The sequence below is a fragment of the Halolamina rubra genome (assembly GCF_000739555.1).
GTDB classification, from domain to species: Archaea; Halobacteriota; Halobacteria; order Halobacteriales; family Haloferacaceae; genus Halolamina; species Halolamina rubra.
Map to the genome: position 1 here is coordinate 1 of NZ_BBJN01000053.1, position 7,144 is coordinate 7,144.

The 7,144-nt window shown below is 70.0% G+C and carries 7 protein-coding genes and 2 pseudogenes; 7 read left to right on the top strand and 2 right to left on the bottom strand.

Annotated features, from left to right (window positions below):
- From ACP95_RS15905 to ACP95_RS13570, 5 genes and pseudogenes are all read left to right on the top strand, one after another.
- Positions 1–245 (top strand): annotated as a pseudogene (locus ACP95_RS15905) (hypothetical protein); the annotation flags it as partial.
- 151 nt (positions 246–396) lie between these two features.
- Positions 397–767 (top strand): annotated as a pseudogene (locus tag ACP95_RS15400) (Hsp20/alpha crystallin family protein).
- 131 nt (positions 768–898) lie between these two features.
- The gene (locus ACP95_RS13560; RefSeq protein ID WP_049981713.1) at positions 899–1,543 is read left to right on the top strand and encodes a hypothetical protein; all 645 of its coding nucleotides are present in this window, start codon (positions 899–901) and stop codon (positions 1,541–1,543) included.
- A 48-nt stretch (positions 1,544–1,591) separates the two neighbouring features.
- Complete coding sequence (locus ACP95_RS13565) at positions 1,592–2,170, top strand: hypothetical protein (RefSeq protein WP_049981714.1); 579 nt, start codon at positions 1,592–1,594, stop codon at positions 2,168–2,170.
- A 102-nt stretch (positions 2,171–2,272) separates the two neighbouring features.
- Positions 2,273–3,613 (top strand): FAD-dependent oxidoreductase, encoded by a 1,341-nt coding sequence (locus tag ACP95_RS13570; protein WP_049981715.1) that lies wholly within the window; start codon positions 2,273–2,275, stop codon positions 3,611–3,613.
- Here the strand turns inward: ACP95_RS13570 and ACP95_RS13575 are convergent, their stop codons facing one another.
- Positions 3,614–5,299 carry a potassium channel family protein gene (locus ACP95_RS13575; protein ID WP_049981716.1) on the bottom strand — a complete coding sequence of 562 codons (1,686 nt, stop codon included), beginning with the start codon at positions 5,297–5,299 and terminating at the stop codon, positions 3,614–3,616.
- Positions 5,300–5,421: 122 nt separating this feature from the next.
- On the opposite strand from ACP95_RS13575, the gene ACP95_RS13580 reads away from it, so the two are divergent.
- Complete coding sequence (locus ACP95_RS13580) at positions 5,422–5,973, top strand: hypothetical protein (RefSeq protein ID WP_049981717.1); 552 nt, start codon at positions 5,422–5,424, stop codon at positions 5,971–5,973.
- A gap of 72 nt (positions 5,974–6,045) precedes the next feature.
- Complete coding sequence (locus ACP95_RS13585) at positions 6,046–6,531, top strand: DUF5812 family protein (protein ID WP_049981718.1); 486 nt, start codon at positions 6,046–6,048, stop codon at positions 6,529–6,531.
- Positions 6,532–6,549: 18 nt separating this feature from the next.
- Here the strand turns inward: ACP95_RS13585 and ACP95_RS13590 are convergent.
- Positions 6,550–7,144 (bottom strand): D-2-hydroxyacid dehydrogenase (locus ACP95_RS13590; protein ID WP_161782071.1); only part of this gene is annotated, 595 nt, incomplete at its 5' end.

A 7,144-nucleotide genomic window follows, 5' to 3' on the forward strand; every position in this document is an offset into this window, starting at 1 on the left:
GGTGCTCCGAGAAAGTCAGCGAGGAGGTCGAGGAGACCGTCAGCAAGGAGGTCGACGAGGTCGCCGACAAGGTGTCGGAGGAGGTCAGCGAGGAAGTCACCGAGAAAGTCAGCCAGACGGTCGAGGAGGCCGACGAGAGCGCGGACGGCGACGACACCGACGGCGACGACGGAGAGACGGACGACGCGGACGACGATACGGGAGAGGACGACAAGAACGGCGACGCAGACGACGACGAGCAGTAGGCCGCCAGCCCCGTCGCCGTCGGTCCACCCACGGATGGTGAGACCGCCGCCGTCTTTCGTTTTCTCGTTTCGACAGCTTCCTCTCGAACATGATTAATAATCTTCATTACGAGCCGTGCACAATACGCCGATGCAGTCGAGGTGATCAGCCATGGCGCTGCCAGAGAACCTGACCAGTTCCTGGACGCAGGGGCTCGATCTCCCGAGTCGACTGTTCGAAACCGGTAGCACCGACTACGAACTGTTCGAGGAGGACGGGGAGTTCGTCCTCAGCGTCGAGATGCCCGGGTTCGACCCCGAGAGTATCTCGGTCTCCTGGGACGAGGGTGTCCTGAACATCGCGGCCGAACACGAGGACACCCAGCGCGGGCGCGGCGCACCTACCACCGCCGGTTCCGCTTCCCCAAGTCCATCGACGACGAGGAGATCGCCGCGGAGTACAACAACGGCATCCTCGAGGTCCGGCTGCCGATCCTGGCGGACGCGACCGTCAGCGGCACCGAGATCGAGGTGCAGGGCTGAGGCCTCGATCCCGCTTTCGGGATCCGTTTTTCTTTATCGTCGACGGGTTCGACGCCGACTGACCAGCCCGAGACCGTGTGACAGACACACACGACAGCTTCTTAGGTATCTGTCCGATAGAGAAGGACACGATGATGCTCCCGACCCACGCGCTGTTCGGGATGCTCCTCGCGCTACCGGTGGCTGTGCTCGCGCCCGAGTACGGCGTCGTCGCGCTGGGAGCCGGGCTCGCCGGCGGGATCCTGCCGGACCTGGACCTGTACGTGGGCCACCGGAAGACGCTGCACTACCCGGTCGGCTACAGCCTGCTGGCCGTCGCCGCCGGGGCCGGGGCCGTCCTCACCCCGACCGCGGCGACGGTCGCCGCCGCGCTCCTGCTCGCCGCGGCGGCGAGTCACAGCCTCGTCGACGTGCTCGGCGGGGGGCTGGAGCTCCGCCCCTGGGAGGCGACCTCCGAGCGCGCCGTCTACGACCACTACCGCGGGCGCTGGATCGCCCCCCGGCGCTGGGTCCGGTACGACGGCGCGCCGGAGGACCTGCTGCTCTCGGTCGGGCTCGCGGTCCCGCTGTGGCTCCACGTCGGCTCGGCGTTCCGGCCGGTCGTGCTCGCCGCGCTCGGTATCGGCGCCGTCTACGCCGCCTCGCGGCGCGTGCTCCCGCGGGTCGCCCACCTGCTCGCGACCCAGGTGCTCCCGGGCCGCGTCTCGCCGTCGCTGCTGGCACGGGTGCCGGACCGGTACCGCGACGGCGCCGCCGTCGACGACCGCCGGGCGTGACGGTTCAGAAGTTACTTCCCTCTGCTGTGACCCCTCTCCGGTAGACCGATGGGTCCCCTGACAGTCGGCGCCGCCGCGCTCGGGGCGGGGCTGTTGGCCGCGCTGTTCGTCGGCTACCGCCGTGGCGACACCGCGGCGGTCGTCAACACCGCCGCCGCCGTCGTCCTCGTGCTCGTCCCGCCCGCGCTCACGGCGACGGTCGCCGCGGGCGCGGAGCCGACCCGACTCGCGGCGCTCACCTTCTGGGTCGCGCTCGCGGGCTTGCTCCACGCGCTCGGGATGCTCGGGCGCTACGAGTCGGTCTGGTGGTGGGACCACCTCACGCACACGCTCTCGGCGGCGCTGGCCGCGGCGCTCCTGTACGCGGCCGCGCTCGTCGCGGGGGTGGGCGCCGCCGCCGCGCTGACGGTGGCGGGCGTGGTCGTCCTCGGCGTGCTCTGGGAGGTCGGCGAGCTGATCGCCCGCGAGGTGGCCGAGCGGTACGACATCGAGCCGGTGCTCGTCCACTACGGCCGGCGGGACACGGCGCTCGACCTCGTCTTCGACGCCGTCGGCGCGGTGCTGGTCGTCGCGCTCGACCTGCGGCTGTTCGTCCCCGTCGTCGAGTGGCTGTCGACCGTCGCCTGAGCCGGCTGGTCGTCGATATCGCCCACGTTAATCGTCGAAGACGGCGACGAAAAGGGGCTCGTTATCAGTGCGGAGTGTGAGCGTTCGAGTAACGTCTAGATCATGTCCGGAGAGTACGACCTCGTCATCGTCGGGGGCGGTATCAGTGGGGCGTCGCTTCTGTACACGACCGCGAAGTTCACCGACATCGACTCGATCGCGCTGATCGAGAAGGAGCCGGAGATCGGCGCGATCAACACCGACCACACGAACAACTCCCAGACGCTGCATTTCGGCGACATCGAGACGAACTACACCCTCGAGAAGGCCGAGGAGGTGAAGGAGGGCGCCGAACTGCTCGCGGGCTACCTGGAGAACCACGACCCGGACCGCGAGATGCACGCCAAGCGCAGCAAGATGGTGCTCGGCGTCGGCGACGAGGAGGTCGAGAAACTCGAACGGCGCTACGAGGAGGAGGGGTTCGGCGACCTGTTCCCGAAGCTCCGCCCGATCGGGCGCGAGGAGATCGCCGACCTGGAGCCGAAAGTCGTCGAGGGGCGTGACCCCGACACGGAGATGCTCGCGCTCCAGACGCCGGACGGCTACGTCGTCGACTACGGCGCGACCGCGGGGTCGTTCGTCGATGCCGTCGCGGACGACGACGGCGTCGACGTGTTCACCGGGACCGAGGTCACGGACATCACGCCGACGCTCGAGGGCCACACGATCGCGACCGACGACGCCGGGCGCTTCGACACCGACGCCACCGTCGTCGCCGCCGGCTCCCACAGCCTCCAGATCGCCAAGGAGCTGGGGTACGGCCAGGACAAGGTGCTCCTCCCCGTCGCGGGGAGCTTCTTCCTCGCGGACGACCTGCTGAACGGGAAGGTGTACACGCTCCAGATGAAGAAGCTCCCGTTCGCCGCGGTCCACGGCGACGCCGACGTGCACGACGGCTCGATCACCCGGTTCGGCCCGACCGCGAAGCTGGTGCCGGCGCTCGAACGCGGCCGGATCTCCACCGTCGGCGACTTCCTCGACGTGTTCGGGCTCAACGCCGCCTCGTTCCTGAGCTACGCCAACATCCTCTCCGACCGCATCCTCCTGCCGTACGTGCTGCGCAACCTCGTGTACGACGTGCCCGAGATCGGCCCGCGGCAGTTCCTCCCGCAGGTGCAGAAAGTCGTTCCCAGCGTCGAACTGGACGACATCGAGCGCGCGAAGGGGTACGGCGGCGTGCGCCCGCAGATCGTCGACACGAAGGAGAAATCCCTGGACATGGGCGAGGCCAAGATCGTCGGCGACGACGTGATCTTCAACATCACGCCGTCGCCGGGCGCGTCGACCTGCCTGAAGAACGCGATGCGGGACACGCACACGATCGTCGACTTCCTCGGCGACGCCGAGTTCGACGAGGCGGCGTTCCGGGAGGACACGATCGGCGAGTTCCCGCGGGCCGAGTAGCTACCCCGCCCGACTGTTCTCCGCCGGCGTCACGTCGTACCGCTTCAGGAACTGCTGGACCGACTCGTCGGTGCCCACGAGCGTGAGCTCCTCGGTCCCCGAGAGCTCCCGTTCGGGGTCGACGACCGTCGTCTCGCCGGCTTCGTTCTCGACGGCGACCACCCGACAGCCGGTGTCCGCGATCCCCGAGTCGGCGATCGTCGACCCCGCGAACGGCGTCGCCGGCACGCGGATCAGCCGGATCTGCCCGCCGGGTTCGAGCACCTCCTCGCCCCGGAGCGCCTGTGCCACCATCCGAGCGCTCACGCGCGGCACCGAGAGCACGTAGTCGGCGCCCGCGCTCAGCGCCTTCCGGGTCGCGTCGGTGTCGGTCACCCGGATCAGGATCTCGACGTCGGGGTTCATCTCCTGTGCGAGCACCGCCGCGAGCAGCGCGTCCGAGTCCTGTGGCAGCCCGATCACGATCGCGTCGGCGTCGTCGACGCCGGCCGCCCGCAGCGTCTCGCGGGTGCTCGCGTCGCCGACCACGTCGACGCCGTCGCGCTCGGCCACGTCGACGGTGACCGTCTCGATCCCGGCGGCCGTCACCAGGTCGTCGACGGCCCGGCCAACCTCGCCGAACCCGGCGATCACGATGCGGTCGTGGCTGTCGAACTGCCGGGCGGAACGGGTGAACTCGCTCAGTTTCTCCAGGCTCTCGGTGCGGCCGGAGACCAGCAGGACGGTGTTGTCCCGGATCACCGCGTCGGGGTCCGGCGGCAGCTGGAGCTCGCCGTCGATCCACGCGCCGATGATGTTGACGCCGGTCCGCTCGCGCACCTGCGAGTCGCGGATGCGGCTCCCGACCAGCTCGCTCCCGTGGGAGACCGGGAGCTCCGCCACCTCGATGTCGCCGCCGATCTCGACGGTGTCCCGGATCTCGGCGGTGAACGACTCGACGGCTTTCTCCGCGAGCCGCCGGCCGAGCACGGCGTGGGGCGAGAGCACGGTGTCGGCGCCCGTCGAGCGCAGGACGCGCTCCATCTCGCTGTCGTCGGTCAGCGCGATCACGTCGACGTCGTCGCGGAGCGACCGGACCGTCAGGATCGTGTTCACGTTCGCGTCGCCGGCGTCGGTGATCACCGCCCGCGCGGTGTCGATGCTCGCCCGCTCGAACGCCTCGGCGTCCTGCGGCGAGCCGTGGATCGCCGCGTAGCCGTCGTCGGCGAGCGCCTTCGCCTCGGCCTCGTCGGAGGAGATGAGCACGTAGTCCACGTCCAGCTCCCGGAGCTCGTCCAGCAGCACCGCCGAGTCACGGCTGTACTCGCAGATGATCACGTGGTCGCGCTTGGGCGAGAGCCGGCTGTCGAGGTCGACCTCCGCGCCCGTGAACAGCGGGATGATCACGAGTCGGAGCGTGAAGAAGCCGACCGCGATGCCGCTCAGCTGGATGAACACCACGAAGAGGTTCATCAGGGGGTGGGTCCACGGCGAGTCGGCGCCGTACCCCGTCGTCGTCATCGTCTCGACGACCGTCGTCAGCGCGTTGAACACCGTGTACTCCGGCCCCTCGCCCTCCAGGGTCCGCATCCCGTAGAAGTAGACGACCGTGAGGAACAGCACCATCCCCACCAGCCCCAGCGCGTAGTAGGCCACGAGCCGGTGGCGCCGCGAGAGATCCGAGAACGACTCCGGGAGCGAGACCATTCAGGTACCGACTCACGCGCCGTGCTTGAAAAAAGGTTGCTCGTACCGACACGCTCCCCCTGCCCAGCGGCGCGCGGGCCGTCCTCGCGGCGTTTAACTCCGGTCGCCCACAACCCCCGGCGATGGCAGACGACTACGGCGGCATCCTCGGCGCCTTCCCCTACGCGTTCCGGCGGAGCGACTCGCGGCTGTTCCGGTCGTACGTCGTCGTCGCCGGGCTCGCGACGCTGCTGCTCGCGCTGACCTGCGTGCTCGCGATCGTCGTCGTGTTCGGGCAGACCGCGGGCGCCCGCGGCGGGAGCTTCACCCTCTCTCGGTCGTTCATCGCGCTGCTGGGGCTGCTCGCGGTGCTGCCCGTGGTCGCGCCCGTGCTGCTGGCCGCGCGGACGCGCCGCCGCGGGCTGGCCGCCGACGACGGGTTCGAGCCGCCGCGGAACTACGAGCCGCTGCTGGCGGTCGCCGGCTACCTGTTCCTGCTCGCGCTGTATCTCGGGCTGATCGCGTCGATGCCGGAGACGTTCACGCTCGACGGCGAGACCGTCACCCGGCCCTCGCCCTCGGGGCTGTTCGCCCCGGTCGTCGCCGCGCTGTACGCGATTCCGTCGGCGGCCTCGCCGCTGCTCCCGGCCGCGGCGGCGGCGGCGATCCTCGTCGTCCACCGGTGGCTGCGCTGAGCCGGCCCCTCGACCGCACCAGCCGCCGGCCCGGGACGAAATCCGGAAATGGCTCGGGCGCCCAGTCGGGGTATGAGCGACGCCGAGATCGACGGCGAGACCGAGGGGACGTTCCTCGTCACCCACGCCGACGACGACAGCGCAGTGTTGCGGGACGTCGAGCGCGGACAGGTGCACACGCTCTCCTCGAACCCCGGGCTCTCGGAGGACGACGCCGTCGAGGGCGTCGTCGCCCCGGAGCCGCCGCTGGAGGTGACCGCGGAGCTGATCGAGGTCGAGGAGCGCCGCCAGCTCTCCATCGGCGAGAGCCGCGAGCCGCCGACCCAGCACGAGCGGGAGATCGCCGCCGCGCAGTCGGTCGGCGAGCTCACCAGGGAGGAACGGGCGGGGATCGGCGAACTCCACGTCATTACCGTTCCCGAAGACGAGACCGAGGCGGCCGTCGACGACGTGCTCGAGGACCGCGAGACGACGCTGAGCCGCGCCGCCCGCCTCGGCGTGAACCGCGTCGAGATCCGCTCGGAGCCGGGCGTCGTCAGCGTTCGCTACCTGCCGTAGCCGAACGCTCGCTGTCCGTCAGCAGATCCGGTTGATCAACGGCTCGTCGGCGCCGAAGCGCCGGTAGTTCTCCCCGATTATCCCGGCCCAGCGCTCGGATTTCTTCGGCGTCGAGCCGGCCATGTGGGGCGTGAGCAGCACGTTCGAGAGGTTCCACAGCGGCGAGTCGGCGGGCAGCGGCTCGGTCTCGAACACGTCCAGCGCGGCGCCGCGGATCCAGCCGTACTGCAGCGCCCGGACCAGCGCGTCCTCGTCGACGACCTCGCCGCGGGCGACGTTCACGAGCACGGCGTCGCCGTCGAGCAGGCGGAGTTCGTCGGCGCCGATGAGGCCCTCGGTCTCCGGGGTCAGCGGGCAGGCGAGCACGAGGTGGTCCGCGCGGCGACAGAGTTCGGTGTGGCCGTCCGGGCCGAAACACTCGTCAACCGCCTCGGGCGCCGTATCGGGGTCGCGCTTGGTCCCGAGTACCTCCATCCCGAACGCCGAGCCGAGTTCGGCGACGCGAGTCCCGATGGCGCCGACGCCGACGATACCGAGGGTCTTGCCGTGGAGTTCCCCACCCTCGACGCGCTCCCAGCTGTTTCGCTCCTTCTGTGCCATCGCGTCGAGGAAC